Source organism: Candidatus Thermoplasmatota archaeon, from assembly GCA_035541015.1.
GTDB lineage: Archaea > Thermoplasmatota > SW-10-69-26 > JACQPN01 > JAIVGT01 > DATLFM01.
In genome coordinates this window covers 1-26,764 of sequence record DATLFM010000006.1, presented here as the reverse complement: position 1 = coordinate 26,764, position 26,764 = coordinate 1, and the positions used below count along the sequence as shown (strand labels likewise).

Below are 26,764 nucleotides of genomic sequence, written 5' to 3'. Positions count from 1 at the left end.
CCCGCGAGAATCGAAAAAAACCGACTACCCTTCCGCGGGCACGAACTTTCGAACGACCTCGGGGTGCGCGAAGACCAACAAGACCGCGCCCGTGCGGCTGTCCAGGAAGACGAAGGCGGTGAAGGGGTGGTTTTGTGCGCCCGGCCACGTGTAACCGTAGAAGTGGTACTCGTAGTGATAGCGGTCGCGCAGCGGGGTGTCCAAACCCGTGTATGCCAAAACGCGGCTGAACTCGTATTCGGTGACCATCGTTTCGCGCGCCCAGCGGAACCCGTCCCCGATGCTGACGTGTCCGCCTTGGACGTTTGCGGGCCCATCGACGGGCGCTTGCGTCGCCAACGAACCGGTCACCGCCAGTTGGGACCGGGCGAGCAGCTCGTTGTACGACTTGCGCACGGAGATCTCGTACCCATCCCTGGAGCCCGCCGCGGCGTAGACTTGCGTGACGGCGGCGGTTTGCGACACGTTCCGCTGGACGACGCCGGGCAAGCCCGCCGACGTGCTTCCCATGCCCTCGGGCACGTGGCTTACCAAGCGCGCTTCCGGAAATCGCCGAAGGAAAGACTGGAAGCCTGCGTCGTTCTCCTTGGCGTACTCGAACGCCTCGTCCACCGAGAGCAGTTCGTGGGGTTCGCCCTGCGGAGGCACGGCCCGTTCGAACGGATGGAGCGGCGCGCCGATGTCCTTGGTCGCAGCGGGCGCCTCGGCACGATACGCGAACGCGAGCGGTCCGTCTCCCCGCGTGGCCTCACGGAGCCGCGCCGAAACGCTTGGAGAGTCGGACTCGATCGAAAGCGGAAACGGCAAGCCGCCACAGAAGGTCAACCGATAGGGGCGCGGATCGTCGAGCCAGGCGAAGCCCCGTCCATCGGACGCCTCCCTCGACGCCAGCCGGACGCACGGAGACGCTCCCGCGAAGCCTTGGATCGGTTCGACGACGAATTCGACCCCTCGCATGCCAGCGTCGGCAGAAAACTCGACCACGGCGCGTTCCTGACCGATGAACCGCGCGGGATCGAGGCCAAAGAGCATCCACGGCGGCGAGCCCGCAACGCCAAACTGCAACCGCGAAAGAGGCTGGAAATCCTTCCAGAGCCGCAACGCGAGCTTGCCGGATTCGACAGCGACGAAATCGACCTGCCGGTAATCGTGACTCCAATCGAACGAGAGGGGCACCGCCTGCCGCGATTCGCCCCGAGGATCGCGCACCGTCGTCGGAGCTCCCACTTCCAACGCGAACGTGAACGTCCCGGCCGGCGTTTCCCAAGAATACGCGAGACGGTCCCCGACGCGAAGGCCGAGGTGCCAATCCCCAACGAACTTGTCTTCCGTCGCCGAATCGGGGGTGCCAACGCATCCGCTCAGAAGGATGGCGGCCAGAGCGACCTTGGCCCCGACGCGCGTGGGGCGCAAGCCCGACAGCGATTGCAGAATGACCCCCCTCTCAAGACCAGCCCCGCCCCGCAGATAGTTTTCGGTGGACGGCTTTTCTCCGGCCTTCTCCCACCCTCACGTGTTCATGTCCGTGAACACCTTCTCGCTGCGGTACCCCATCGCGTCGAAGCGGCGCTGGGGCCAATTTTGGTAGATCAGAATTTGGCGTTTGTAGTAGTCGGAGCAGAGACGAAGGTAGGTTTCGCGCGGTCCACGTGCTCCGCCCGGCAAGGCGCCTCGCGTGGCATGCGGCCTGGCGAGGCTTCAACGTTTCGGTCCTCGGCGGCAAGCGAAACGGTTGACGTTTGGTCGACGGATGCGTGGGGGTGTCCCTGTCGGATCGCGTCCGGGCGCACCCGCGCGCCGTGGCGCTTGCCGTCGCGGCCCTGCTCGTCGCCAATTCGCTCCTCCTTGCGTCCGACCGCGGGCACGACCCGACTCTCGAGCGGACGCTTCCGGGCGACGCGCAGCCGGTCGTCGCGGCCGCCGGGAAGGTCGCGACGCTCGTGCGGCAGGGGGCGTTTGACCACTTCGTTCTCGTCGCAGCGGGAGCCACAAGCGACGTCGATCGCTTTCCGGCCGATTCCGTGATGCTGGCGGGTGCGCACAGCGCCTACGCGATCGTGGCGTACGCGGACGGGGCCTCGCGAGCGGTCCATTCGCTGGGCCGCGAGTTTGTGACCGAAGGCCGCGCTCGGGGATTGGCCGTGGGCGCCCAGGCCGCGGCCGTGGCGTTCGACGACGGTCGCGTCGTGCTGCTGCGCGACGGGAACACGACCGTCGTCAATGCGGGCGCGACCGTGACGGCCATGGCCTTTGGCGACGAACCCGGGCCCCGGCCGGCGTTTGCCTACGGCACCGACCGCGGGCGAATCGAGTTCTGGCGGGCAGGGTCCGCAAACGAGGAGCGGCGCAGCGTGCGGGTGGACGCCACGATCATGCACCTCGCGCTTGCGCAGGGGGGGCGATGGCTTCTCGCCGGTACGCTTGGCGCCGACAACGCGGCCCACCTGTTCGATCTCGACGATCCGGCCTTCGGCACGCCGCGGTGGCAGCACCGCACCGCCCACGGCGCGACACTCGTATTCCTGAGCCGCGACGGCGAGCGCGCGTTCGTCTTCACGGAAACGCCCGGACGAGGCCTCGTGCAGGTCCTTGCCGTGGACGACGGCGCGCTCCGATGGAGTCATGCCGCGTCGGGCACCGTTGCGCGGTTGGAGAACGGCCAAGGCGGCGTCGCCGTGAACGCCGACGGAACGCGCGTGGCGGTGGTCTCCCTTTCGGGGGACCTCGTCGTCCTCGACGGGATCTCGGGTAGCGAGCTTTCAAGAACTGCGCTCCGGGGCGCCACGAGCCTCGCCTTCGACGGCGCGGTGCTCGCCGCCAACGGTCGTTGGTTTGGCGATCCGGGCTACGTTCGTGTGCTGACCGTGTCGGACAAGGAGCCGCTCCTGAGGAACGCCGCCCTCACGGTCCCGGCGGCCAACGTCACGATCCTCGCCATGCTGGCGCTCTATCTTCTCGGGCGCAAAGGTTCATGACGAGCGCTCGCGTTCGCCGCGCGCCATGCCGCCGTTTGCAAACGCGCGCGACGTCGGGGTCGATCTCGACGCCGTGCTGCGGCCGATCGCAGCCCAGATGCAGAAGGAGTACGGTCCGAAGCTCGAATTCGTTCTGCGCGAAGGCATCGTGCGCAAGCTCCACATTTACAAGGACGAGCAAGGTCGCCTCCGCGTGGAGGACAAGGGGGACGCAAACGCGCTGTTCGACCTGTCGGACGCGGCGCAGAGCGATTTCGTGGAGTTCGAGGCCGCGCGGCTCACCTACATCGACCGCTTCGAGAAAGCGTTGCAGGCGGCCTTCGCAAGCGCGCCGCCCAAGGCGTAGCGGCGTTCACGCACGCCGCCACGCGTAGATTCCCACCGCGCAAGCCGTGACCCCAAGCGCAAGCGTGGCGGCCATCCAGATCGCTCCGCCCGAGCCTTGCTCGTGGGACGCCGACTGGAGCTGGACCGGGCGCAGGCCGCCCCGAGCGCCATCGGCGTCGGCCCGGTCGCGGGGGCCTTGCGACGCGGCTCCCGGAAGGAGCGCGTCCGTCACGACGCCCGTCTGCGACAGGGCGTCGTGGACGGCGACCGCGCCTGCGGCCGGCGCGAGGAGAAAGGCTCCAAGGAGGAGCCCGGCGGTGTGCATCCCGATCCGCGACATCCGTCCTCCTCTTGGTCGCCCGCCTTCAAATACCTGCCCGGCGAGCATCGATCGCCCAGGGACGCGCGGTCCCTGGCCGACGGGGCGACGGGGGCACCGGGGACCTTACGAAGGAAGCTTATAGCGCAGAAGCGCGCCGGCCCCGCCCATGGCTTCCAGCCGCTTGCCCGCCTCGTGCACCGTGCTGATGACGTGCGCTTGGGCGCGGACGCTTCGCGCCTTGCCAAGGAGCGCCTCGGCGCCCCGCTCGCGCACGGCAAGATCGGTCACAAGGAGGGTCTCGGCGGCGCCAAGGCCAAGCGCGCGTTCGACCTCGGCGGCGCCGTAGGCGGCAAGCCCCGCCCCGCGCCCCACCTCGGCCAGGAAGCGCTCGACGAGCCTTGTCTCCTGCGCGACGCGCGCCGTCGCGTCCAACCGCTCGACGATTCCCCTGGCCAACGCCTCCTGGATCCCGGCCCGACCGGCCGAGCCCGTGGCTTGCACGAGAGAGCGCTTGGCGTGTTCGGGCGCCGTTTCGGCAAGGAAACGATGGAAGGCCGCGGGCGCAAAGCCGGGCCCCACGACGAGAAGGGGCCCGTCCGTCGGGCGCGCCAACTGCACGGCGTCGCGGACCTGCGCGAAGTAGCGGCCGCGCGCCGAAGGGTCCTCGGCGGAGCGTTTGCCCGTGCCCGGACCCCGGATGGTAGCCGCCTCGCGGATGCCGTAGTGGTGGAGCACCGCGACGGTGGCCTCGCCGTCGTCCATCGCCACCACGGTGAGGAGCGGACGCCGGGCCGCGGCCACGGCCTCGTCGATGCGCTCGTGATCGTGCGCCGGCCACTCCTTCTTCACGATCGAAAGCTCGTCGCGGGGCTCGACCGAAAGCGTGTGGTGCGCACCGTGTTCCTGCGGGCCCTCCTCGATCGTGCCCAGGATCCGCAGCCGGTTCGCGAACTCGTGGAACTCCACGCGCTCGACACGGACGCCAAGCAGCATGGGCTTCTTCTCGGCCTTCTCGCCGCGAAGCTTGTCGTCGGGAAGCTCCATGCGCCGCCACGTGACCATGCGGACGAGGTCGCCCGGCCGCACGAGCTGATGCAAGTGCCAAAGGTCGTCGAGGTTTTCGGGCAGGAGCTTCACGAGCCGCTCGCGCGGGTCACGCGCCACGACCTTCACGCGGCGTTCCCTCCGGCCGAAAACGACTCGAGCCCCACGGCCTCGACCACGCGCACGGGTCCAGGCGGCAGCGCGGCCTGCACCTCCTCGACGGGAACCGCAAGCGCGGAGGCCAGACGCGCCGCGAAGGCGTTCAGCGATTCCTTGCCCGGCTCCAGGACGACGAAGCGCCGGGACCGGGCTGCGACGGCGGTGACCGGCCCGCCCATGACCTTTCGGTGACCCTCGACCTCGACTTCGCCCACGGCCATGCGCATCGTTGCCCTTACGTGGTTCCGTTTTCCCCGAATCACGAACGCGCCGCGCGCCAGGTGCTCTCCCGGGTTTGGCGTCTTCGACACTTGGGCGGGCTCGACCCAGTACGCGTCCACGTGACCGACGGCAGCCTGCCAGGCCTTGCTGTGGACGGCGGCGAACTCACAGGCTTCGCGCAGCGTGCCCTCGTCGGCCGACGCGCCCGACTTCACGACCACGCTCGGGGCCCCGTGCACCTCGGCGTGCGCGAAGCGGTCCCCTTCCGAGAGGTGCTTTCGAACGAGCTTGTCGTTCGATCCCGCGTCCCGGCCTCCCAGGACAAGCTGCCCTCCGCTCGAAAGGAACCAGCGGTACGCGTCGAACCAGAATCGCCGGCTCGGGGCCGGCTTTCCGCGCCGCGCGAGCGCCTGGCGCTCCAGGCGTTCGCCCTCCCGCTGGAGCCGGGCCATCTCGAGCTCGGTTCGCGCCATCGCCTCGGCGGCCCGTTCGCGCTTCTGGCGGGCGAGCTTGGCCCGCTCGTAGTATGCCCCGGCGGCCGCGTCGAGCCCATCGGCCAACGGAATGTCCAGTCCCTCCATGCGGACCAGGCCCTCGGCCGGTGACGAGGACGCGCCGTTTGATTTCGCCCACGCGTCGACGGCCTCCCAGCCGCCTTCCCGATGCGCCGTACGCGCGTGCTCAAGGCGGGCCGCAAGCGTCGCGTAGTTCGCATAGATCGCGTCGCCGGCTTCCTTGGCTTGCCGCTCCTGCGCCATGAGTTCGGCGAGGCTCGCTTCTTGGCGCGCGCGCTGCCGCTCCAGTCGTTCGCGCTCCTCCGTCAGGGACGCGTCCGCCTTGCCAGGCACGTCGTCATCGGATTGCAGGAACAGTCGGTCGAACGCCTCGAGCACGGGAAGCCGCGTGGCGCCCGGGGGCAACGCCGAAAGGCGCACGGCCGACAGCGCCACGGGGCGCCCGTCCTCGACCACGAGGGTCGCTTCGCCCGCATCGAGCTCGTCGATCATCGCCCTCAGGGCGCGATCGATCGCCGCGACTTGGTCGGCCGAAAGCGTCGCCGCCTTCTGTTTCTTGTCGACACCCGCCCGCAGGAGCAGCTCCTCGGCGTGCGGCCCTCCGAGGTTTGCCTCGACCGCCAGAGCGCGGATCGCGTCGACCTTCGAGGCCGCAAGGATGGCGAGAAGGCCGTCTTGGGACAGGACCAGGGGATTCGTCCTGGCGGGCGGATGGCGGAACTCGGCGCCGGGCCGAAGCTCCCGGTGCGCCCACTGGCCCCGTACGAGGACCTCGGCTACGATTCCGTCGCGTTCCACGATCACGTTTCCGTCGCCGAAGAGCTCGAGCACGACGCGCAGCCGCCCGTCGGCGGTCTCGAAGAGTAGCTCAAGAACGCGGTCGAATTCGTGCTGTTCCAACGATCGTAGCCGCGCGTTCCCCAGGAGGCTTCGAAGCCGCGCCGCAAAGGGGGACGGTTCGCTTGGCATCTCCGCGAGCGTCGAGGTGAGACGGACGCCGCGGCCCACGAGGGCCCAGAGGTCGCGCCGCGATTCGCCGCGCAGTCGCAACACGAGCGAGCTGCGCGCGGGCTGGTAGACCTTCTCCAACCTGGCGCCGGCGAGGACCGGCGCGGCGGCGCGCACGAAGGCGCGAAGGTCGAAGGCGGTGATGCCCCGCAGCCCCTTGGCCATGACGCGCCGCAAGACGCGGCAGGACGGATCAAGGTTGCCCATTGCGCGCGTCGGCGCGGAAAGCCTTATCCGGCGCACGCCCGATGCGCCGCCGCCATGGGCAAACGGAAGGAGGAAGCCAAGCCGGCCGCCGACGACGACTTCGTCGCGCCGGAGTTCAACCAGGAGGCGTTTGCCCGCCGCGAGATCGCGGCCTTCTACGGCACGGCGGTCGCCATGGGCCTGGGCCTCCTGCTCGGCGCGGCGTCCGGGCTTGCGCTGGGGGCCTCCAATTGGGCCGTGGACGGCTCCCGCATCCTGCTCGTGATTCTCGGGATCTACGCGTCAAGCGCGCTTGTCGCCTACGCCGCGCGACCGCTGTTTGCGCGAGCGGGCGCCCAGGAGGCGGCGCAGGAGCCCAAGGACTTCCTGGGCTACGGCTTCTGGATGTTCACCACCTGGCTTGCCGTGTGGATCCTTTTCCTCAACTTCGCCTGACGCCGGACGCTACTGCTCCCAAGGCTTCTCGCCGCTCAAGTGACGCGTGAGGTGGACGGGGTCCAAGAGCGCCAAGGCGTCCTCGTCGGCCGCGACGTCGAAGCGCCGTGCCATCGCCGCGTTCACGTCCTTGCCAAGGTCAAGCGCGAGCGCACGCATGCGGAGAAGGTCGGGAGCGCGCGGGAATTCGCGGCGTCGCACCACGTGCAGGCGTCCCTCCTTCTCGTACACCTCCCCTGCGGCGGAGGGGTCGTCCTTCCAGCGGGACTGGAACCGTTCGGCGTGGGGCGCAAGGTCGACCGGCGGGCCCGCGTGGACCTCGGTGGTGGGAAGCTCGATCTCACGAAGCTCCAGCAGCACCTCGGCGCGCCCCGGATGCGGACCGGCGCGCGATTGAATCTCGTACGACCAGGACCGGACGTCGAACCCTTGCCGCGACAGCAGCTGGGCGAGACCCGCGCCGCACTTTCGCATCTGGGCGTGAAGGGCGTCCTCGAGCACGTCGGGCGCGTCGAAGGCGACGGCCACGAGCCGGCTTCCGCGGGCCTCGAGGAGCCGCTGCAGGGCGGACCGATCGAGCGGAACGGGCGGCCGGGGGAAGAAGAACGTGAGCCGAGGTTCCGCAAGATAGGCCATTGCGGCCTCGCGCAGCAGAAGCAGGCTCTCGGGCGACACCGCGCTTGCCGCGTTGCGGTTTGGATCGACCGGATCGACGATCACGAGCGGCTCGGGGAACGTGCCGGCGCCCTCGTACGGTTCCAGGCACAGGAACGTCCCGGGCTTCCAGCGCGCGGCGGCGGAGAGCACGCCGCGGAAGGTGCCGTACTTCGCGACGAGAAGCTCGCAGACGTACCCGGAGAAACCCCGGAACCGCGCGTCGGCTCCATAGGCCCCGATCCCGAGCAGGAACTGCTTGAGGAGGCGCACGTGCGCGCGACCGTCGGCGTCCAGCCGCTCGCGGATGTAGATGGTGTGGAAGGGCGTGCGGTCGACGGCCGACATTCGCGCGGAGGGATCGTCCACCTTGTAGCAGGGCACGATCTCGACGCCGACGGCGCCGCGCCGTCCCGACAAGTAGGGATGCTCGGCATACTTCTCGATGCCGTCGGGGAGGACCTCGCGCGCAAGCGCAAGGCCTTTGCGCTGCATCTCCTCGCGCGGCGTCTGCGGAGGAAAGCCCACGAAGACGTCGATGTCGACGTGGTCGCGGAGGTAGGTGTCCTTGGCGGCGCTTCCGGCCAGGAACACGTCCACGGCCATCCCGGCGCGCGCCGCCGCTTGCTGGGCCTCCGCGACGACCCCCTGCGCCGCCTGGAGGATGCGCCGGCGCTCCTCCGGATTGGGCGCGACGCGCGAAAGCGCGATGCGCTCGACCGAAAGGATGCGATTGATGAGCACGCACACGAAGACGCCAAGGAGCATGCCCATGCCCCATCCTACGGGACCGGAAAGGCCAAGGTAAGGAACGGCGAGCACGACGCTTCCAGCGTAGGCATAGGTCGTGAAGCGGAAGGGGAGATTGCGACTCTTGGAGCCGGCAAGGGCAAGCGCAAGCGCGAGGCTCACGTGGATGTTGGGCACGGTGTTGTCGCTGGCGAGCGGGTAGTACAGCTCGCCAAGCTCGGGCAGGATCGCAAAGACCGGCGGCGCGGGCGGGCGCACGGGCAGGAAGACGAAGAACGGAAGCGCCAGCACGACGAACACGGGAATCGCAAGAAGGGCCGTCTTCGCGGCGCGCTCCTCGTCGGAGAGGATGTACAGAAGCGCTGCGAAGAACAGCATGAACGGGTGAACGACCACCATCACCAACGAGAAGAAGGCCGCAAGGACGGAGGCCAGAGGCTCCGGCGCAACCGGCAAGTCGAACCGCGGGAACGTGGACGGGGACAGACCCAAGAACCGGTTGGCCGAGGCGTCGAGCACCCATTGGACGGCCACGACCGCAGCGGCCGTGAGCGCGCCAGCGATGTACACGCCGTAGCGGTCCACGCGGTGCGCGATCGATACGCGGCCCCCGCGTCGCCACGGGTCAAAGAGCGCAAGCCCCAAGGCGGCAAGGCCCAGATTGAGGCCGAGGGCAAGCGGGAGCGCTTCCCAGGACATCCTCAGGCCTCCAGCGCCACCGCACACACCGTCGAGTAGCTTGGCCCCGCGGACGACAGATCCGAGCGAACGAGCCGCACCTCGGAAATGGGAACGGCTCCGAACCGCGTTGCCTCGTGCTCCTGCACGCACGCGCGCACGGCAGAGGCGCCTCGCGACGAACGCGCGCGCGCGACCGTCACGTGCGGACGGAACGCGCGCTCCTCGGGGGCAAAACCAAGCTCTCGGATCGCCGTCTCCAGGCGTCCTGCCACCGCGGAGAGGGCGTCGGCGCCGGAGAGGCCGGCCCACACGATCCGGGGCGGTCCGCGCGGCGGGAACGTGCCGGCGCCCTCGAGCCTCGACTCGAACCGCCGAAGCCCCGCGACCGCTCCCTCCAGGATCGTCCGCAAGGCCGCCTCGTGCTCGCCGTCGACCTCGCCAAGGAAGCGAAGCGTGACGTGCAGGTTCTCGGGGCGCACGAGCGTAAGATCCGCCCGCGTGGCGGCAAGCGCCTCGCGGAAGTACAGAAGCGGGGGGAGCGGAGGCACGGGGACGGCCACGAATCCCCGGAACGACGCCATCGAGCCGGAAAGCGGGCACTCTCGCTTCAAGGTTCGGGTGGGCGCGATCCAGCTAGGCGCTCGCGAAAAGGACTATAAGCGAGCCTTCATCCTGCCGATCTGGGAGAACCGCATGCGGGGAAGGAGCCTTTTCGTTCTTGCCGTGGGTTTGCTCGTCGTCCCGACCGTGTTCTCGGCCCACGCGCCGTCACCCGAGACGCACTACTTCTCGCGCATCAACGCCCACCACGACAATCCGACGAACATGAGCGTGGTCGTCGTCCCGTCCGGATACCTCTCGTCGACCGCCCACCTCGGGAACCTGGGGTGGATCGGGCCCGACGCCCTGCGTGACGCGCCGGGCACCCAGGCCGTCCTCGAAGCCATCGACTACTGGGCCTGGATGATCGACGAGTTCGAGGACGTGCACCCGCAGCTTGCCCACGTGTCCTACCACGTCAAGATTCTCGGCGTGGATGCGGACGCAAGCTCTCTTGCCACGGCGAAGATCGTCGTCACCACGGCCATGGCCCAAGACCCCTTCCCGTTCGTCTTCCATCTGGGGATTGGCCTTCCCACGCTTCCCCCGACGGCCCTCACGAACCCGGGGAACACGCCCATGCGGTTGTGCACCACCTGGAACACGGGGCTTGGAGCCTGGAACAACACGGCCGACCAAGCCCTCTTCGGCGACGGGCCGACGGACGTCGATCCGCTGCGCCTGCGCAACCTTGCGATCCATGAGTTCGGCCACTGCCTGGCCACCGGGCACACCGGCGGCGAAACTCGCGGCGGACATCCCGACAGCCGCGTGTGCAACTCGCACAACACGTGCTACTTGGCCCCGAACGCGGGAACGCACGACGAGGACGTCATGTCCTACGTGCACGGGTTCTTCCGGCAGTGCCTGTCGAACCTAAACCTGCAGAGCCTCGCGCAGGCCTACGCGTTCCTGCCGGGCGCCTGGCAGCCCCACCCGCGCGAGACGTACATGGTCAAGGGAGACTACGCGCAGACGTGCATGCCCCAGAGCCTCGGCCGGTTCTAGGCGCGCGCCCGCCGCAATCCTCATCCCCACGACCCCCGGTCAAGGAGCGTGCCCGCCACGCCCGTTTGGCCTCCGATCGACCTCCACGCCACCTTGCGCGGCGGGCAGGCTTTTCGTTGGCGGTGCGTGCCTCCGGACACGGCCTGGCCTATGCCGCCCGCTCCTGGGGCACGTCACGGACAACGACAGGAGCCCTTCGAGCCGCCGTCCGCATGGCATACGGGCGTCGTCGGCGGCCGGGTCGTAGCCGCACGCGTCAAGGGCGCGCTCGAGATCCATGGTGACGCGACAACGGTGCGTGGTCACCTGCGCCTGGCAGACCCGTTCGATCGGATCCGTGCGAGGCTGTCGTCCGATCCCGCGCTTGCCCCTTCCATCGCCGCATACCCCGGTCTTCGGCTGACCAAGAACGATCCGTGGGAGACGCTTGTCAACTTCTTGACGAGCATGGCCAAGAGCGTGCGCGAGATCGAGCATTGCACCGAACGCTTGGCCGCGTCCTTCGGACCGCCGATCGAGAAGGCGACGTCGATACGCGCCTTCCCGCCCGCCGAACGTCTCGCGCGCGCGCCCGAAGCGCGCCTTCGGACCCTCACGGGAATGGGTTTCCGCGCGCGCTACGTTTCGGCGGCGGCCCGCGCCGTCGCGCGCGGCGATGTGGACCTTTCCGCCTTGGAACGGGCGACGTACGAGGAGGCCGTGGAGAGCCTGCAGGCCCTCGACGGCGTGGGCCGAAAGGTCGCAGACTGCGTCGCGTTGTACGGTCTTGGAAGGCTCGAGGCCTTTCCCGTCGACACCCACGTGCGTAGGGTCGTCGAGCGACGCTTCTTCGGCGGCCGCAAGCGGCGCGACGAGGAGGTCGTGGCCTGGGCGCAAGAGCGCTGGGGAACCATGGCCGGCTACGCACAGCAGTGGCTGTTCCACGCCGAGCGGCTCTCGCGGGCAGGCGGCCGAATCGTGGATTCGACGCGACCGCCCGAAAGGGCATCCCCTCGGGCCGTCTAGTTGCCTTCGTCGGAAACGACACCGCAACCCCGAACCCTGCAAACCCGAAAAGGGCCCGTTTTCCCGGCCCTTTCCGCTCAACGACCCGCCCGCATCCTGCGGGTCCTACGCCCGAGCGAGCACGCGTGCATCCCCCCGCTCGGGCAACCTTTCTTCTCCAAGCGAAGGCCGGAACCGCGCGACGGGCCTTGCGTCCACCTTTCCCCGAAGATCGTGCGCGTACGCCCGCGCGACGGCGTTCTCCACGACGCGCCGCACACGATCGGGATCCCAGCGCTCAAGCAGGAATTCCGGAACCTCCAGCTCGACAAGAAGCGTCGCCATGGCGGACAGACTTCCGGCGGTCGACTTGAACATCCCCGCGGGTAGGCTGAAAGTATTTCAAGGCGGCCGGCCGTTGCGGCGCGAGAATCATGTCGCTCGCCGAAACGAGCCTCAAGCAGTTGGGCTTCGCGATCCCCCCGATGTCCAAGCCGATGGCGTCCTACGTTCCCTGGGTACGAGCCGGGAACCTCGTGTACGTTTCCGGACAGGGGCCCATGCGCGACGGGAAGCCCACGCACGTCGGCTACGTTGGTCGCGATTTCACGGTGGAGCAAGGCCAGGAGGCCGCGCGCGTCACCTGCCTCAACGTGCTGGCCGCGGTCAAGGACGCCGTGGGCGACCTCGATCGCGTCGTGCGCATCGTGAAGGTGACGGGCTTCGTCCGCAGCGCCCCCGGTTTCGTGGACCAGCCCAAGGTGATCAACGGGGCAAGCGATCTTCTCGTGCAGGTCTTCGGCGAGAAAGGTCGCCACGCCCGCGCGGCCGTTGGAGTCAACGAGCTTCCCATCGGCATCGCCGTGGAGATCGAAGCCGTCGTCGAGGTCGCCTAGCCCTTTCGTCCGAAAACCGTCGAAAACGGACGACCTCCGGAACGCAAGGCTTATGTCCCCACCGACCCGCTGAATGCGCGGGAGACCGTTCGTGTCGCGATTCGCTGCGGCGGGGATCTTGTTCCTCCTCCTCGTACCGCCTCTGGCCACGGCCGACGCGGTTCGGCTCCAGGCGGGCGAGCGCGTCGTCGAGGCCGAACTGCCCGCTTCCGCGCCCCACGCGCTGGTCCACGACGCGAGCTTTTCCCCGAACGACCTTGCGGCCGACGCCACGGCCCGAACGCCTGCCGTCGCCCTGCAGGTTGGCGAGTCGCGCGCGGCCATCGGCGAGGGCCGTGCGGACGAAGCGTGGTTGCGCACCCAGTCCCGGGACGCGGAGGTGGGCGCGGCCGGGGCCCGCGCGAGCACGCGCGAGGGCGCTCGAATCTCGCCTCCCGAGACACCGACGGCCGTGCACGCGCGCGTCGACCTCGAAGCGGTCCGTTCCGCGGCTTCGTGGAGCGGCGGCGCCTGGAAGGAGGGCGTCGCGCGCGCGTTCGCGCTCGCCGACGACGGCGTCGCGCTCCTTGGCGTGGCCGCCGAGGCCCTGCGCAAGGCGATCGACGCGTTGCCGTTCCGCATCCAGGGCGCGCACGGAATCGTGCGTATGAGCTGCGCCGAGAACCTTCCTTGCGACGTTCTCGACCCCTTGCGAAAAGCGTTCCAATCGTTCGACGCGGGCGTGGCCGCATGGCAGGACGCGCAGATCGATCTCGCCCTGCCGGCGACGGGCGCGGACGCAAACGACCTCGACGTGCGCGCGGAGGTGGCCGTCCACGTCACGGAGGCGCCGTCCATCCGGTTCGGGCTCTTGGTCCCCCGCGTGGAGGCCGCTTACCTTCCGGCGGCCCCGCAGCCGACGGAGGGCCCGCTTCCGGCCGAAGAGGCTTCGGCGGCGATCGACGAGGCGCAAGCGACGGGGCCCAATCCCGCTTCCCATCCGCGATCGGCAAACGCCGCAAGGCCCGCCGCCGGCGCAGGAGACCTCGAGCAAGTCGCCGCGGGGGCGCGCGACGTCGCCGGATCGTCGGCCCACCCGACGGGCGCGCAGGCAGCCATCGATGCGCCGCCGCTTGGCGGCGTCCTGGCCGCCGCGCTCGTTCTCGCGCTTGCGATCCCTGTCTGGCTCCTGTACCGACGCGTCGACGCCCGCAACGCGCTTGCCAACCCGCAGCGCCGTCGCATCCTCGACCGGATCGTCGCTGAGCCTGGAATCACGGCGGCCGACCTGGCTCGCCTGACGGGATTGCATTATACGTCCTGCGAGCACCACGTCCGCATGCTCGAAGCGTCGGGGCACGTTTACGTCCTGCGAGTGGCCGGATCCAAGCGATGCTTCGAGAACCACGGGCGGTATGGCGCCGTCGAGGCGCGCGCCCTGGCCGCGTCGCGAGTGCCCGGCTCTTTCGCGCTCCTGCGGCTGGCCGCGCGCGCCGACGGAGTGTCGCTCTCCGAGGCGGCCCGCGCCCTGGGCCGATCCGTCTCCACGACCAAGCACCATGCGGATCGGTTGACGGCGCTGGGCCTTCTTTGCGCCAAGCGTCGGGGGCGCTGCGTGCTGTACCGCGTCCCGGCGCCTGCTCTCGACGGCGTGCTCTTTGCCGTGGCTCGCGCGCCGGCGGTGCGCGTGGACGTCGCGGCGTCCGTCTGAGCCAGCTTTCGGCGCTTTTCGGAAAGACGGCTTTTCCGGGCCACCCGATGCGGGGCGCATGCGATCCGCGGCTCCGCTTGCGATCGTGCTTGGTCTCCTTGCGTGGTCCGTTCCAGCCGCGCCGTCGCTCGCCTGCGACGAACGCTCGCTCCTCCCCGGCGCCGGCTGCCACGCGTGGGAGCGGACGGAGCCCGGTGGCAGGGCCGTTGGCGTCGCCGCTTCGCCCGATGGGGCGTCGTTCTACACGCTTGCCTGGCTGTACGTCGCCGACGGCGTTCGCGGCTCGCTCGACTACGTCACCGTCGCGTACGATGCGGCCACGGGAGCCGAGCGGTGGCGCGCGCGATTCGACGGCGGAGGCACGGAATGGCCGCACGCCATCCTCGCCTCGCGCGACGGCCTGCGCGTCTACGTGACGGGGCAGAGCGGCAACCCGCAAGGCCGCTACGACGCCGCGACGGTCGCCTACGACGCGCGCACGGGCGAAACGCTTTGGACGCTTCGGCACGGGGACGTCGAGTCGGCCGGACGGGGAATCGCCGAGAGCCCCGACGGGGCCACGGTGTACGTGACGGGAAGCACGCGCTTGGGCCCTTCGGCGATCCTCGTCGCCGCCCACGACGCGCAGCGCGGGGATCCGCGCTGGACCGCGCGCTACTCCGGCTTTGGCTCTGGCACCTCCGTCGCGGTCTCGCAGGACGGCTCCACCGTCGTCGCGACGGGTTGGCGCATGCCCGACGGGGGAAACCCGTTCGAACAGACGGACGGGATCGCGCTTGCGATCAACGCCTCCGACGGCCGCATCCGATGGGTGGACAACCTCACGAGCCCGCCTGCCGCGCGGCACAACATCCTCTTGCGCGCGGCCGTCGACGACGTTTCCGGCCTCGCGCTTGCGACCGGCGCCGTGAAGAGCGCGGGGACGGGCTACGACGCGTTCACGGTCGCCTACGACCTGCAAACGGGCGTCCGCGTGTGGTCCGACGCGCTTGATCTGGCAGGCGGACACGAAGACGCGCTCGCGCTTGCGTTGTCGAACGGGACGCTCGTCGTCGCCGGCAACACGGGCGGTGCCGGCCGCGACGGATTCTCGTCGTGCGCATCGCCGGCGGACTTCCTCACGGTCGCCTACGAGGCCGCCACGGGCGCGCGACGGTGGGTTGCGACCTACGACGGGCCCGGCGGGAAGGAGGATTGCGCATTCGACGTGGTCGCCTCCGGCGACGGAAAGGTCTACGTGGCCGGCCTTGGAATCGGGCTTGGAACGTGCGCCCGCACGTTCACCTACCCGTGCCCCGTCGCTGGCTACGGGGCGCTTGCGCTCGCCTACGACCTCGCCACGGGCGCCGCGTCGTGGATGCGACGCTACGAAGCGCCCGGCTACGGCGTTTCGGACGCCGCCTACGCGCTGGCGCTGTCGCCCGACGGGGCGCGCCTTGTCCTGGCGGGCATCACGTCGTCGGCGCTTGTCGGAGACGGATCCCTCTACGCAAGCCCAGTCTTCGTGCGACAGCCCTCCGTCTGCGCGGTCGTGTGGGCCTCCTTCTGTTGGGAAGAGCCCCGAGAGTGCCCGTCTGCCGCGGCGCCGGCGTGCGGGGGCGACGACCCGTGCCGCGGCGTGCTGCGGCAAGCGTGCGCGCCTGTTACGGGCCCGTCTTGGCACGCGTGGACGGCCGCGTACGCGACCGAGTCCTCCACGCCGCAACCCTCTTAATCCCCCGATCCATCGCTTCCGCGGAACGTGGCGCGCATGGACTTCCGCATCACCGAGGAGCAGGAGGCCGTCCGGAGGATGGCCCGCGAGTTCGTGGACAAGGAGGTCCGGCCCTTCGTCAACGACTGGGAGGAGGTCGGGGAGATTCCCGACGCGGTCGTCCGGCGCATGGGCGAACTGGGCCTCCTCGGCGCCCCCATTCCCGAACGGTACGGCGGCTCGGGGCTCGACGCGCTCACGTACGCCATGATCACGGAGGAGATGGGCCGCGGCTGCTCGTCGCTTCGGACCACGCTGTCCGTCAACACGAGCCTTTGCGGCATGACGCTCTTGCGCCACGGCACCGAGGAGCAGCGCACGAAGTGGCTTCCCAAGCTTTCCACGGGAGAAAAGCGCGGCGCGTGGGCCCTCTCGGAGCCCTCGGCCGGAAGCGACGCGGCCGGACTCCAGACCACGGCCACGAAAAAGGGCGACCGGTGGGTCCTCAATGGCCGCAAGCTTTGGATCTCCGACGGCGACCGCGCCGACGTGGTCGTGATCTACGCCCGTGACCCCACGGTCCAGGATCGCCACAAGGCCATCGGCGCGTGGCTCGTCGAGAAGGACATGCCAGGCTTCAAGGCAGGATCCGTCTGGGCCAAGAACAAGCTGGGCCTTCGCGCAAGCCGCACGGCCGAGCTTGTCCTCGACAACTGCGAGGTCGGCCCGGAGCACGCGATCGTGCCCCCCGGTAAGGGGTGGGACTGCGCCATGGACATCTTGAACGGCGGGCGACTGTCGGTGGCCGCCGGCGCGGTGGGGATCGCGCAGGCCGCGCTGGAGGCGAGCCTCGACTATTGCAAGCAGCGCCGCGCGTTCAACCGCCCCATCGGGCACTTCCAGCTCGTGAAGGAGATGATCGCCGAGATGGCCGTGGACGTCGAAGCCGGACGCAACCTCGTCTACAAGGCCGCGTGGCTCAAGGCCAACGACCAGCCGCACCGGCTTGCGGTCTCCATGGCCAAGCTCTTCACGGCGAAGATGGCCATGCGTGTGACGGAAAACGCCGTCCAGATCTACGGCGGGATCGGGTATACGACGGACGTCCCCGTCGAGCGCTACTTCCGCGACGCGAAGATCTGCGGCATCTACGAAGGGACAAACCAGATCCAGCAGATCATCATTGCCGACGAGCTGCTTGGGCTCTGACGAAGAACGTCGGCGCCGGGGACGAGCGCAGCGAGTCCACGAGCGCCGACGAGGTCCTCGGGATTCAGTAGGGGAGGAACGGGGGACCTCGCGGTCCCCCGCGTCGGCGCACCTAGCCGGCCACGCAGTCAAGAACTTCGCGTTCGTCTGCCAGCACGGCCAGGACACCAGACCCCGTCAGGGGAATCGAATAGTCGCAATCGTACCAGGCGGGCCCAGCCTCAACCCGCACGTTCCCCGAAAGTTCTTGCGGCCCAGCGGCGGCCATTGGCATCGAGGCGGCAAGCGCGGCAGTCGACATCACAAGCGCGGCGGTCCAAATCGCGGTTCGCATGGTTTCACCGGGGCGCGATCGCCCCCGTCTCCCGCTCGCGTCCGAAGGTCTTGCGGTTTCTCCGACTGGGGCCGAACCGGTTTTGCCGCCGGCGCGACGCGAGCGCGAGGAAGGAGCGGCGACAGGCGCGCGGCTGCAGCGCGCGGAATAGGGCACGCGCGCCAAGCGCGCGGCGTCGAGAAAAAAGGCGCTTGCCGGGAACGGGAAAGGCGGCTGCGGCAAGGCGGCGCTACTGCGGCTGGAGCTTGTTGAATGCGGCATAGCAGCGCCCGGCGACCCAGTAGCTGCACTCTTCCCATCCACCCTCGTGGCGGTACCAGCAATTGGTTTCGACGAGCGCATCGCACTGGGGACCCGGCGACGCCCCGGCGGCGGCCAAGGGCGATGCGGCGATGAGAGCTCCAAGCAGGCACAGGACAACGGGCATTCTTGCGTTCATTGGTCTCACGCGGGCGCCTTGCGCCCGAGCGTTCCGTTGGCGCGCGCCGGGTTCTGCTTTGTCCGAGTCGCGGCGAACCCGGTCCTTTCCTCCGAATCGAGACGAACGTCGAACCACGCTTCCCCCACAATCGTTATAAGCGCCCGTGCCGACTTTCCCGCGTGCGGGCGGGAATCGTTCTAAGCTTCGCGTTGGCGTTTCTGGCCCTGCCGGTCGCCGCGCAGACCACGGTCGTCGTCGACGAGGAGGTCGAGGTATTGATCGATGCGCCCCCCGGCGTGGAGCCCGTGGAGCACCGCGTGGTCGTCGGCCGCGACGCGTTGCCCGTGCACGAGATCGCCCTCGAGCCCTCGTCCGTCGTGCCAGACGAGCTCGAGGCGGCGGCGCCGCGCGAGGCTGCACGCGCCGTGGACGACGCGTTTTCCTCGTGGGACGACGCCGCAAACCGCGCCTCGCAGTCGCCCCGAACCCTGCCCGTGGTCGCGTGCGAGGCTTGGAACCTTGCCGCGCCCGAATGCGGCACGATCCGCGGAAGCCAGCTTTCGCAAGGCGTTCGATACGAACGCCACGTCTTCTCGTACCGCACGACGATCCTCGACGCGCGACCCTACCCCGGCTGCCATCCCTTCGACGACAACGAGGACTTCGAGCCGACGCGGAACGCCAAGCGTCAGGCGCGCGACAAGGCGAACAAGACGCCGCTTGCGCAGCCCTGCACGCTTGTGATCCTCCCACCGTCCCTCTGCGAGGGCGACCCGCTGCGCAAGGAAGGCGATTGGACCTGGCATCGCGACCACCACCTCCAGAAGGCCGAGGAGCAAGGCGGATACTGCGTCGAGGTGTCGATCGAGCTTTGGCCCTTGGCGAACCTGCTGTCCATCCTCGAACGGTGGGACGTCGCGCTGCCCCCGCTTCCGCTTCGCGACGACCTCGCGCGCGCGGCCGAGCAGCCGTTCTCCGCGCGCCTGCCGCGCGAGCACGTTCCTTCGCGCCTCGTTGTGGCGCGGCCGCACGTGGACTCGGTCCGCGTGGCCCTCGAAGAGGTGAGCGTCCGCGCAGGCACGATCGCGCCCGATGGGGACACGCTCGCGCCCCCGCACGGCGCCCTGCCCAGCGCCGCGTTCGCGGCGTCGAAGTCCTTCGACGACGTAGCAGGCTCCGTTGACACCCGAAACCTCTTGGCCGCCGCGCCCGTGGCACAAACGGCCGCGCGCGCCGGCCCGACTGCGGCCGAGGCTGCGCCGGGCGCGCAGATCGCCCGCGTGCCTGCCACTGCAGGCGCCCCGCCTCTGGCGGGCGCCTTGCCGCTTGCCCTGCTCGGCTTGGCGGTTGCCGTTCCCGCGTGGCTCCTGTACCGCCGCGTGCACCGCGACCGAGCGCTTGCGCACCCGGTCCGCGCGGCGGTCTTCGAGGAGATCCGGCGCCGGCCCGGCGTCACGCCCGGCGAGGTGGCCGCCGTCCTTGGCGTCCACTACACGACCGGCGAGCACCACGTCCGGATCCTCGCCGACCTGGGGCTCCTCGAGGTCAAGCGGGCCGGGCGCACGCTGCACTGCTTCGAGAACCACGGCACGCACGGCCGCGTCGACAAGGCGGTCCGCATCGCCGTGCGCACCCCCGCCGTCGCCGCTCTCCTTGCGGCCGTCGCGCGCCGACCCGGCCTTTGCCCGGCGGAGGCCGCCCGTGCGGCCGGCGTCGCGCGCTCCACCGGAAAGCAGCACGTGGACCGACTGGCAGCGGCCGGTCTCCTGCGCGTCGAGCGCGTGGGCGCGCGCGTGGCCCTTCGGGTCCCCGCGGAGGTCGTCGATCCGCTGTGTTCTGCGCTTGGGCGGACTCCTAGCCTTCCCGAAACCTGACGCCCCGCCCACCGTTTGGATAGTGCCACGACACGGCGCCGTTTCCGCCGGCGGGGCACACGACGCGGCACGTGCCGCACTCGAAGCACCCCTCGCTGTTGAAGACGAGCTTCTTTCCCTCCTCCAGCGTGTAGCAGGAGGGCGGGCACATGGGAATGCACGGCTTGTCGACGCACGTTGCGCACTTCGTGTAGTCGACGAGGATGTGCGGCTTGTTGTCGTACTCGAAGACGGTCGCGCCGACCTTCTCCATGACCTCGCTGCGGCGCATCCACGCGCGCAGGCGCTCGTTTGTCGCGCTCATAGCGCGCGCGCACCTCCCAAGGCGTCGCGCAGGAGCGCAAACGGCGAGGCGTGGCGGAGCACGACCTTGCGCGCGATGCGGCTTGGCTTCTGCTGCTCGCCGCGCACGTGATAGATCTCGTGGAAGAGGTCGGCTGCCATTTCGGGGTAGGTCGTGTACAGCCGGGGCGTCGAGAGGAAGTCGCCGGCGCGCTTGAAGCGCTTCAGGTCCTTGATGACAAACGACTTCGCAAGCGCGCGCTCGTAGCTTGCAAGCTGCGAGGCGGAGAAGTCCTTGGCCTCCTTGGCCTCGCGGGCCGCCACGCCGGCCAGGCGCCCGGATTCGATGGCAAAGTCCATGCCCCGGAAGGAGAGGCCCATGTTGAGCACGAAGCCCGCGCAATCGCCCGCCAAGACGAGGCCGCCCTTGACGAGGCGCTTGGGGACGGCCTTCAGGCCCTTCTCCGGGATGAGGTGCGAGCTGTACTCGGCCACGGTGGCGCCCGCGAGCTTTCGCGCAAGGTATGGGTGCGTGCGCAGGTCCTCCATCATCTCGAAGATGGGCGTCTTGCGCGCCTGCCCAAGCTGCATGCCGGGTTTCGTGGGTGTCACGACGCCGAGGCTCACGCTCGACTTGTTCGTGTACAGGAAGCCCCCGCCTTCGACGCCGCGCGTGAAGCTGCCCACGAGCACTTCGGCCACGCCCTCGCCGGGGCCAAGGCCAAAGCGCCGGTCCATCTCCTCCTCGCCAAGCTCGAGCACCATCTTTGCGCCCACCGCGAGGATCTCGGGGTTGGGGGGCGACTCGCGGAAGCCCGCGCGCTCGGTGAGCATCCAGTTCGCTCCCTCGGCAAGCACGGTGACGTCGCTCTCGAACCGGTCGCCGCCCGTCACGATGCCGCGGCAGCGGCCGTCCTCGATCCACAGGTCGTCCACGCGCGTCTCGTTGGCAAGGAGGGCGCCCTTCTGCTCGGCCTTCGACGCAAACCACGGGTCGAACTTCGCGCGCAGGACGTTGATGCTGTTGCGCTCCTTGGCCAACCGTGCTGAATCGTACTCGAGGTGCACGGCGTCGGAGGGCGTGAGGAACGTCACGGCCTCGCGCGTGACGACGCGCTCGAAGGGCGCCTCCTCGTGCCAGTTGGGAACGAGCTTCTCGAGCGCGTGCGTGTACATGCGGCCGCCCGAGACGTTCTTGCTGCCGGGCGTCTTCCCCTTCTCGACGAGAAGGACGGACAGGCCGTCGCTTGCCATCTGGTACGCCGCGGCGCTTCCCGCCAGTCCCGCGCCGACCACGATGGCGTCGAACTTCTCCGACATCGGCGGGCGATGAAGGCCGAGCTATTTAACGGTTCCAAGGCGAGCGCGCGACCGCATTCCGCCGGTGGACGCGTTTTACTGCGCAACTGCGCAGTAACGCCGCGTCGCGCGGCAAGCGGGCGGGAATCCGATACGGTTAACTACGAAGGTCGGCATCGGCGGCGCGATGGAAGCGCGCGTCCGCGCGACGGAGAAGGACGACAAGACGCCCGTCGCCGGAGCGCTTGCGACCGCGGCCGCGACCCTGCGACGCCCGCTTGTCGTGCTCGCGCTTGAGCTTGCCTTCCTCGGCGTTCTCGCGTGGCTCATGTTCGATTGGCGCATGGAGCCCTTCGCGCGCATGGTTCCCGGGACAGGCGACGTCTTCTACGTCGGGACCGACCCGTACTACCACTGGCGGCAGGTCCTCGCGACCGTCGCCCACTTCCCCTCGGCCCTCGTCTACGATCCCTTCACGCAGTTCCCTTTGGGCACGACCTCGGGCCAGTTCGGCACGCTCTTTGACCAGATCGCCGCCGCGCTTGCGATCCTCTGGGGCGGGGGGCAGGCGACGCCCGAGTCCATCGCGGTCGTAACCGTGTCGCTTCCGGCCGCGATGGGCGCGCTCACCGTCGTTCCCACGTACTACGTGGCCAAGCGCGTGGCGGGCGTTCCCGCCGCCGTGATCGCGGCCGTCGTCCTCGCGCTGCTTCCCGGCGAGTTCTTCGCGCGAAGCGTGGCCGGCTACTTCGACCACCACGTGGCCGAGGTCCTCTTCTCGACGGCGGCGGTCCTCGGCTTTGTCGTGGCCGTGGACGCGGCCGCGCGCTCGAAGCTCACGCTCGTCGAGTTCGTGCGCGGCGGCTGGCGGCTCGAGTGGCCCTCGACGCTTGCCATGCTGGCAGGCGGCGTGGCCATGGCGGCCTATCTTCTCGTGTGGCCCGCCGGCATCCTCTTCGTGGCGCTCCTTCTCGCGTACGTCTTCCTGCAGCTTCTCGTCGACCACGCGCGCGGGCGCGCCAGCGAGGACCTCGCGATCGCAAGCCTCGCGTACTTCCTCGTCCCGTTCCTCGTCACGCTGCCTCGCGTCGAGACGTGGGCTGGCGTGTCGAGCGGCGAGTACACGATCCTCCAACCGCTTGCGTGCGCGGTGGCCGCGGCCTTTGCGCCAGGGCTTCTCCTGCTGCGCGACCGCGTGGCGTTCCGCGAGCGCTGGCACTTCCCCACGGCGACCTTGGGCTGCGGCGTCTTGCTCCTTGGCTTGGCGCAGCTGCACGCCGACCTCGCGGGCAACTTCGCAACGGGCCTGCGTTGGCTTTTCTCGTGGGCCTTCCCGCAGGTGCAGAACCTCCTCACGATCGCCGAGGTGCAGGCGGCCTCCTGGGACTACATGAGCGGGTTCTACGGGTGGCCGTTGTCCGTGGCCATCTTCGTCGGCCTTCCGGCCGCGCTCGTGGGCGCTGCGCTGGGCAGGCGCTACCACCTCCTCCTGTTCCTTTGGGGCTTTGTCATGGTCTCCGCCGGCTTCTCGCAGATCCGGTGGAACTACTACACGGCCGTGACGGTCGCGCTCCTGCTGGGGCTTGCGGTCGTGGCGATCGCGCAGACCGTGGGCTGGCTGCAGGGTCAACTCTCGGGCCCCGCGCAGCGCCGCACGTCCGAGCGTCGGGCGCGCTCCAGGAAATCGGCCGCCTCCGACGCGAGGCCCGCCGCCAGCGCCGCCATGCTCACGCTTGCCGTCGCGGCGCTGCTTGGCGCTGGCATCGTGATTCCCGCCTACGCGACGCAGCCGATGCTCGCGTGCAACTCGCCCGAGTACGACGAGTGGTTCCGCACCGCGCGGCCGCGTTTCGTCTCGCCGTGGCTTCTGGGCTGCCGCTTCTCGCCCGGCGACGAGGTCCTATGGACGGTCGAGCTTGCCTGGCTTGCGCAGGCGACGCCGCCGCTTGGCATCGAGCTTTCCGACCTCCACGGGCGTCCGCAAGGCCCCTTTCGGTACAAGGAGGGCGACTACGGCGTGCTTGCCTGGTGGGACTACGGGCACTGGATCCAGGTCCTAAGCAAGCGCCCGCCCGTGGCCAATCCCTTCCAGCAGAATGCGCCCCTGGCTTCGCGCTTCTTCACCGCGCAGAGCGAGGCGAGCGCGCAGGCCGTCCTCGACGACTACGTCCGCGCCGCGGGACAGGACCCCGCGCGCAACCCCATCCGCTACGTCATGATCGACGACGAGATCGCCGCGGGGAAGTTCGGCGCGATTGCAGTGTGGGCGCAAGTCAACAACCCGGGCTCCGCGTGCCCGCAGGGCGGGACGGCCGAGCGGTGGTTCCCGGATTGCAGCCGCGACTACGTCCTGCCGCCCGACCTCAGGGAACGGTATGGCGCCTTCGACACGTACGTGCGCGAGTACGGCCTGCCCACGCCGGGGCCGCGGTACGAGCAGTCCATGCTCGCGCGCCTGTACGCGCACGACGCGACGGGCCTCTCCCATTACCGGCTCGTCCGCGAGCACGGCGGCTTCACGCTCATGGGCACGACGCTTGCCTTCCATGGCGATGGGCAGTTCGAGATCGAAGGCCACCAGCTGCACCGCATCCTCCACATCACGGACCACGAGAGGATGCGACAGGACCTTCGCGACATCACGCCGCCCGGGCTCGACCCGCTCAACCTCCGGACCGGCAACGCGTTTGTGGCGATGAACCAAGAACGGACTCGGCTCGGGTACGACATGCACGTCGCCAGCCGCCTCAAGACGTTCGAGCACGTGCCCGGCGCCCGCCTGCAGGGAACGGCCGAAGGCCACGCCGGGGAGACCGTCCACGCCGCGCTCGTGCTCGAGTCGCTCGACACGGGCAGGCGCTTCCTGTACCAGCACCAGACGACGGTGCGCGCCGACGGGACCTTCGAGCTCGTCGTGCCCTACTCCACGCGGGACGTGGTGCCACCCTCCGAGGGAGGCACCGCCACGCGCATCGTCGCCGCGCAGGACCAGTGCGCACTGCGGTGCAACTACTTCGTGTACGTCGGGTCGCCCGAGTTCGCGCCGAAAAGCGCCTGCCTCGACGTTCCCGACCGGGCGGTCTTGCGGGGCGAGCGGATCGAGCTTGCGCTGGCGCCCGACGGCTGCGCCTGAAGGACCGCTACGCGCCGGCGATCTCCCGCAAGGATTGGCGAAGGCGCGCGACGTCCCCGACGCGCGCGCGGAAGATCTCGCGGCCGCGTGACTCGCACACGGGCACCGCGTCGCCGTAGCGCGCGGAGAGCGCCGCGTCGGCGTCCACGTCCACCTCCCAGACGTCCACGCCCGCCCGCGCGGCCTCGGGCAGCAGAAGCGCGCGAGCCTCGTCGCAGAGGACGCACTCCTTGCGAGCGTACAGCACGACCGATCCGCGCGAGGTGGCGGGCGCCTGGCCTTCGATCCGAAGGAGCGCGGTCGAAAGTCCCAGGAGAACGCCCACGAGGATCAGCGGCCCCCCCACGGCGCCAATGCGCAGCTGGATGAGGACGATCAACCCGAGGCCAAACAAGAACGCCCCGGCCACGGTCGTGACGAGCGTGAGGCGGCGGTAGGCCTGCAGCGAAACCGTGCGTGGCACGTTCTCGACACGCAGCCCCTCGGCTTCAACGTATCGCGGCGCCTGCCGCGGACTCCTCGCCAAGGGCGCTTCGGAGGCCCTCTTCCGCGTCGGGCACGAGGAGGCCCCACGCGGCAAGGCGCCGCGCGTGGTGATGCGCCGTCGCCTTGCTCACGCCAAGCTCACGCGCCGCCTGCGACAACCGCACGCCTGGTTTTGCCCGCACGAGCGCGAAGAGGGCGCGGCGGGTCGGTTGAAGCAAGACGGGCAACCGTTCCCAAGAAGCCTCGGAGAGGGCGGGATAGACGTGGCGGCCGACGCCAACGCGCGCCTCCGTCACGAGCCCGAAGCGGCGAAGGATGCGGAGGTGATAGTCGACCGTCTTGTAATCGAGGCCAAGACGCTTTGCGATCTCGCCCGGGCGCAGGCCCGGCGACCTCGCGACGCATTCAAGGATCCGCCCGCGGACCGGCAGCAGAAGCAAGGCTTCCCTCCGCAAAAGAGGGTAGCGGCGCCGGGCGGACCCCGTCCGCGGACGCCATGGGTCCGGATCGCCGTCGACGCCAACGGGCCTTGCCATGGACAGGACGTGCGCGTGCCGGCACGTAACCCTAATCCGAACCTTCTGTACGGCCTCGAACCGGTCGAGGCTTCGGGCGCCCAAGCCGCCCCAAACCACCCCCCTCTTCTACCTTGCCTCTTTACTGTCGCGCCGAGCTTCACCCGTCAAGCTGCATTTTGTGCCCCAGGTTTTCCGGACCTCGGTTCCCCGCAGCAACCGCTATATACGGTGACCCTCAGACGCTCGCCGGTCGAGGGTGGGAACATGAAGGTCGCCGCCATTGCGTTGGGCTTCGTCGTCGTCGCCTCGGTCCTTCCCGTCACGCAGCAAGCCGCGGTCGTCAGCGCGCAAGTCTCGCTTGCCGTGCACATCGAGGCGCTCTCCAACGTCAACCGCGCGTCGGAGGCCATGACCCGCGCGGCGGCCCTCGCGGGCCTCACCTTGCCCAGCGCGCCGGCGCCGATGCCCCTCTCCCTCTCGCAGGCCTTGCTCGAAATGTACGCCCAGCTTGGCGTCCCGCTCACGAAAGCCGACCGCGCCCGCGTCCAGCTCGAGGCCGCGCGTCTTCCGACGGAGGTCCAGGCCGCCGCCGGCGCCATCCTCACCACGATCAACCACTGCGACCGGCAGGTCAAGCTCGCCTGGTCCGCCGTCGCACCGGAGGACCACGCGTGGTTCCTCGAAGCAAGCGCCCTCGCGGACCCCTCCGAAGCCGACGCGGAACGCATGGCCGCCATCGCCGCGCTCGTCGAAATGGAGCGCGTGGCCGCCTGCGCCAAGCTCTTGCTCGAAACCGTCGAGCACCAACTACCCTCCATCCGCGCCGGCTTTGCGCAAGCCCAAGTGCGCTCCTCCCACGGCATCCGGCTCATGGTCGTGACGCACGACGGGCCCCTCGTGGTCCGATCGACATGCTCCGACGGCGGATACGGCTACGCCCCGTGGGGAGAGGACCTCCCCGGCAAGCTCGTCCGCATCGGCGGACCCGAAGACAACTGCTACGTGCCCCAACCCGACGCGGTCGCCCCGACGGGCGCC

General features: G+C 69.5%; 25 protein-coding genes. 12 read left to right on the top strand and 13 right to left on the bottom strand.

Annotated features, from left to right (window positions below):
* Positions 1-24: 24 nt before the first annotated feature.
* Complete coding sequence (locus VM681_00345) at positions 25-1,209, bottom strand: hypothetical protein (GenBank protein ID HVL86444.1); 1,185 nt, start codon at positions 1,207-1,209, stop codon at positions 25-27.
* Positions 1,210-1,760: 551 nt separating this feature from the next.
* Here VM681_00345 and VM681_00340 point away from each other — a divergent pair.
* Both VM681_00340 and VM681_00335 read left to right on the top strand, forming a co-directional pair.
* Positions 1,761-2,975, top strand: a complete 1,215-nt coding sequence (locus VM681_00340; GenBank protein ID HVL86443.1) for a hypothetical protein — start codon at positions 1,761-1,763, stop codon at positions 2,973-2,975.
* A 25-nt stretch (positions 2,976-3,000) separates the two neighbouring features.
* Positions 3,001-3,321 carry a hypothetical protein gene (locus tag VM681_00335; protein HVL86442.1) on the top strand — a complete coding sequence of 107 codons (321 nt, stop codon included), beginning with the start codon at positions 3,001-3,003 and terminating at the stop codon, positions 3,319-3,321.
* 6 nt (positions 3,322-3,327) lie between these two features.
* Here the strand turns inward: VM681_00335 and VM681_00330 are convergent, their stop codons facing one another.
* The 3 genes from VM681_00330 to rqcH form a co-directional block, all read right to left on the bottom strand.
* Positions 3,328-3,642, bottom strand: coding sequence for a hypothetical protein (locus VM681_00330; protein ID HVL86441.1), 315 nt, complete (start codon positions 3,640-3,642; stop codon positions 3,328-3,330).
* Between the two features lie 105 nt (positions 3,643-3,747).
* Complete coding sequence (locus VM681_00325; protein ID HVL86440.1) at positions 3,748-4,797, bottom strand: mRNA surveillance protein pelota; 1,050 nt, start codon at positions 4,795-4,797, stop codon at positions 3,748-3,750.
* Complete coding sequence (gene rqcH / locus VM681_00320; GenBank protein HVL86439.1) at positions 4,794-6,737, bottom strand: ribosome rescue protein RqcH; 1,944 nt, start codon at positions 6,735-6,737, stop codon at positions 4,794-4,796. The genes VM681_00325 and rqcH overlap by 4 nt, the downstream gene beginning before the upstream one ends.
* A gap of 96 nt (positions 6,738-6,833) precedes the next feature.
* Between rqcH and VM681_00315 the strand changes: the two genes are divergently transcribed.
* The gene (locus VM681_00315; protein ID HVL86438.1) at positions 6,834-7,214 is read left to right on the top strand and encodes a hypothetical protein; all 381 of its coding nucleotides are present in this window, start codon (positions 6,834-6,836) and stop codon (positions 7,212-7,214) included.
* A gap of 9 nt (positions 7,215-7,223) precedes the next feature.
* On the opposite strand, the gene cca is transcribed toward VM681_00315, so the two are convergent.
* Positions 7,224-9,317 carry a CCA tRNA nucleotidyltransferase gene (gene cca, locus VM681_00310; protein HVL86437.1) on the bottom strand — a complete coding sequence of 698 codons (2,094 nt, stop codon included), beginning with the start codon at positions 9,315-9,317 and terminating at the stop codon, positions 7,224-7,226.
* A 2-nt stretch (positions 9,318-9,319) separates the two neighbouring features.
* Positions 9,320-9,880: an RNA 2',3'-cyclic phosphodiesterase gene (gene thpR / locus VM681_00305; GenBank protein HVL86436.1), complete on the bottom strand. Its 561-nt coding sequence runs from the start codon at positions 9,878-9,880 to the stop codon at positions 9,320-9,322.
* A gap of 112 nt (positions 9,881-9,992) precedes the next feature.
* Between thpR and VM681_00300 the strand changes: the two genes are divergently transcribed.
* Positions 9,993-10,907: a hypothetical protein gene (locus VM681_00300; protein ID HVL86435.1), complete on the top strand. Its 915-nt coding sequence runs from the start codon at positions 9,993-9,995 to the stop codon at positions 10,905-10,907.
* Between the two features lie 294 nt (positions 10,908-11,201).
* A complete protein-coding gene (locus tag VM681_00295) occupies positions 11,202-11,912 on the top strand; it encodes a DNA-3-methyladenine glycosylase 2 (protein ID HVL86434.1) in 711 nt (236 codons plus the stop codon).
* A 105-nt stretch (positions 11,913-12,017) separates the two neighbouring features.
* Here the strand turns inward: VM681_00295 and VM681_00290 are convergent, their stop codons facing one another.
* The gene (locus tag VM681_00290) at positions 12,018-12,236 is read right to left on the bottom strand and encodes a hypothetical protein (protein HVL86433.1); all 219 of its coding nucleotides are present in this window, start codon (positions 12,234-12,236) and stop codon (positions 12,018-12,020) included.
* 89 nt (positions 12,237-12,325) lie between these two features.
* Here VM681_00290 and VM681_00285 point away from each other — a divergent pair, with 89 nt between their 5' ends.
* The 4 genes from VM681_00285 (at position 12,326) to VM681_00270 (ending at position 17,379) form a co-directional block, all read left to right on the top strand.
* Positions 12,326-12,787: a RidA family protein gene (locus VM681_00285; protein ID HVL86432.1), complete on the top strand. Its 462-nt coding sequence runs from the start codon at positions 12,326-12,328 to the stop codon at positions 12,785-12,787.
* Between the two features lie 118 nt (positions 12,788-12,905).
* Positions 12,906-14,477 (top strand): winged helix-turn-helix transcriptional regulator, encoded by a 1,572-nt coding sequence (locus VM681_00280; GenBank protein ID HVL86431.1) that lies wholly within the window; start codon positions 12,906-12,908, stop codon positions 14,475-14,477.
* Between the two features lie 58 nt (positions 14,478-14,535).
* Positions 14,536-16,191: a PQQ-binding-like beta-propeller repeat protein gene (locus VM681_00275; protein HVL86430.1), complete on the top strand. Its 1,656-nt coding sequence runs from the start codon at positions 14,536-14,538 to the stop codon at positions 16,189-16,191.
* A 36-nt stretch (positions 16,192-16,227) separates the two neighbouring features.
* A complete protein-coding gene (locus VM681_00270) occupies positions 16,228-17,379 on the top strand; it encodes an acyl-CoA dehydrogenase family protein (protein HVL86429.1) in 1,152 nt (383 codons plus the stop codon).
* Between the two features lie 112 nt (positions 17,380-17,491).
* Here VM681_00270 and VM681_00265 read toward each other — a convergent pair whose 3' ends face one another.
* Both VM681_00265 and VM681_00260 read right to left on the bottom strand, forming a co-directional pair.
* Positions 17,492-17,713 carry a hypothetical protein gene (locus VM681_00265; GenBank protein HVL86428.1) on the bottom strand — a complete coding sequence of 74 codons (222 nt, stop codon included), beginning with the start codon at positions 17,711-17,713 and terminating at the stop codon, positions 17,492-17,494.
* A 229-nt stretch (positions 17,714-17,942) separates the two neighbouring features.
* A complete protein-coding gene (locus tag VM681_00260) occupies positions 17,943-18,152 on the bottom strand; it encodes a hypothetical protein (protein HVL86427.1) in 210 nt (69 codons plus the stop codon).
* A 161-nt stretch (positions 18,153-18,313) separates the two neighbouring features.
* Between VM681_00260 and VM681_00255 the strand changes: the two genes are divergently transcribed.
* Positions 18,314-20,008 carry a helix-turn-helix domain-containing protein gene (locus tag VM681_00255; GenBank protein HVL86426.1) on the top strand — a complete coding sequence of 565 codons (1,695 nt, stop codon included), beginning with the start codon at positions 18,314-18,316 and terminating at the stop codon, positions 20,006-20,008.
* On the opposite strand, the gene VM681_00250 is transcribed toward VM681_00255, so the two are convergent.
* Together VM681_00250 and VM681_00245 are read right to left on the bottom strand one after the other, a co-directional pair.
* Positions 19,989-20,312, bottom strand: a complete 324-nt coding sequence (locus VM681_00250) for a ferredoxin family protein (GenBank protein ID HVL86425.1) — start codon at positions 20,310-20,312, stop codon at positions 19,989-19,991. The two genes, VM681_00255 and VM681_00250, sit on opposite strands and share 20 nt — an antisense overlap.
* On the bottom strand, positions 20,309-21,610 hold the full coding sequence (locus VM681_00245) for an FAD-dependent oxidoreductase (protein HVL86424.1): 1,302 nt from the start codon (positions 21,608-21,610) through the stop codon (positions 20,309-20,311). Before VM681_00245 ends, VM681_00250 begins: the two co-directional genes overlap by 4 nt.
* A 166-nt stretch (positions 21,611-21,776) precedes the next feature.
* Here VM681_00245 and VM681_00240 point away from each other — a divergent pair, with 166 nt between their 5' ends.
* Positions 21,777-24,722 (top strand): oligosaccharyl transferase, archaeosortase A system-associated, encoded by a 2,946-nt coding sequence (locus VM681_00240; GenBank protein ID HVL86423.1) that lies wholly within the window; start codon positions 21,777-21,779, stop codon positions 24,720-24,722.
* A 7-nt stretch (positions 24,723-24,729) separates the two neighbouring features.
* Here the strand turns inward: VM681_00240 and VM681_00235 are convergent, their stop codons facing one another.
* Together VM681_00235 and VM681_00230 are read right to left on the bottom strand one after the other, a co-directional pair.
* Complete coding sequence (locus tag VM681_00235) at positions 24,730-25,185, bottom strand: glutaredoxin family protein (protein ID HVL86422.1); 456 nt, start codon at positions 25,183-25,185, stop codon at positions 24,730-24,732.
* A gap of 25 nt (positions 25,186-25,210) precedes the next feature.
* Positions 25,211-25,648: a helix-turn-helix domain-containing protein gene (locus VM681_00230; GenBank protein HVL86421.1), complete on the bottom strand. Its 438-nt coding sequence runs from the start codon at positions 25,646-25,648 to the stop codon at positions 25,211-25,213.
* A gap of 342 nt (positions 25,649-25,990) precedes the next feature.
* On the opposite strand from VM681_00230, the gene VM681_00225 reads away from it, so the two are divergent.
* Positions 25,991-26,764: hypothetical protein (locus VM681_00225; protein HVL86420.1), on the top strand; the 774-nt coding region annotated here is incomplete at its 3' end.